Origin of the sequence: Pseudomonas sp. 18.1.10, assembly GCF_024655625.1 — a bacterium.
In the GTDB taxonomy this organism is placed as follows: Bacteria; Pseudomonadota; Gammaproteobacteria; order Pseudomonadales; family Pseudomonadaceae; genus Aquipseudomonas.
Genome location: NZ_JANLGL010000453.1, coordinates 1 through 1,422 on the forward strand (window position 1 = coordinate 1; position 1,422 = coordinate 1,422).

Annotated in this window: 1 protein-coding gene; it reads right to left on the minus strand. The window is 62.2% G+C overall.

What is annotated here, in order from left to right; translation table 11 throughout:
• Window positions 1-78: 78 nt before the first annotated feature.
• Window positions 79-1,275: a class I SAM-dependent rRNA methyltransferase gene (locus NUV89_RS29655; RefSeq protein ID WP_003213799.1), complete on the minus strand. Its 1,197-nt coding sequence runs from the start codon at window positions 1,273-1,275 to the stop codon at window positions 79-81.
• Between the last annotated feature and the right edge of the window lie 147 nt (window positions 1,276-1,422).

The following is a 1,422-nucleotide window of genomic DNA, read 5'->3' on the forward strand; positions in this document are numbered from 1 at the left end:
GACAGGCCTACATCTAGCTGATCCACCGCATTCGCGAGCAAGCCCGCTCCCACATTTTGATCTGCGTTCTAACTCTACTTAGCTATTAGGCAGCAAACGGCACGTAATGCTCTTGATGTAACGCGTCTCGGCAATCGCCGGGTGCACCGGATGGTCCGGGCCCTGGCCGCCACGTTCGAGCATCTGGATATTGCGGTCCAGGTGACGGGCGCTGGTCAGCAGAATGTTCTGCAGGTCGTCTTCCGGCAAGTGCATGGAGCACGACGCGCTGACGAGGATGCCGTCCTTGCTGAGCAGGCGCATGGCTTGCTCGTTCAGGCGGCGGTAGGCGCCTTCGCCGTTCTTCATGTCTTTCTTGCGTTTGATGAAGGCCGGTGGGTCGGCGACGATCACGTCGAAGCGTTCTTCGCTGGCTTTCAGTTCTTTCAAGGCTTCAAACACGTCGCCTTCGATGCAGGTCATCTTCTCGGCAACGCCGTTCAGCGCGGCGTTGCGCTCGACGCCGTCGAGGGCGAAGGCGGAGGCGTCGACGCAGAACACTTCACTGGCGCCAAAGGCCGCGGCTTGTACGCCCCAGCCGCCGATGTAGCTGTACAGGTCGAGCACGCGTTTGCCTTTGGCATACGGGGCCAGGCGGGCGCGGTTCATGCGGTGGTCGTAGAACCAGCCGGTTTTCTGGCCCTGGATCACCGGGGCTTCGAATTTCACGCCGTTTTCTTCCAGCGCCACCCACTCCGGCACCAAGCCGAACACGGTTTCGACGTAGCGGTTGAGGCCTTCGGCGTCGCGTGCGGCGGAGTCGTTCTTGAACAGGATGCCGCTCGGCTTGAGCACTTGGGTCAGTGCGGCGATCACGTCTTCTTTATGGGCTTCCATGGTCGCCGAGGCGATCTGCACCACCAGGATGTCGCCGAAACGGTCGACTACCAGGCCCGGCAGCAGGTCGGAGTCGCCGTAGACCAGGCGGTAGAACGGCTTGTCGAACAGGCGGTCACGCAGGGACAGGGCCACGTTGATGCGGTGCACCAGCAGCGACTTGTCCAGCGGCAACTTGATGTCGCGCGACAGCAGGCGCGCGCAGATCAGGTTGTTCGGGCTCATGGCCACGATGCCCAGGGTCTTGCCGCCGGCCGCTTCCAGGATAGCCTGGTCGCCTGCCTGGAAGCCGTGGAGTGGGGTGGCGGCCACGTCGATTTCGTTGCTGTAGACCCACAGGTGGCCGTTGCGCAAACGACGATCGGCGTTGGCTTTGAGACGCAGGCTTGGCAGGGACATGACGTCGCTCCGGAAAAAAGAGCGGGAGTATACCGTGTTGTGTAGGAATTGGCGGCGCCACCGGACATGTGGGAGCGGGCTTGTGTGGGAGCGGGCTTGCTCGCGAAGGCGCTGGGTCAGCCAATACATATGCAAGCTGACCCACCT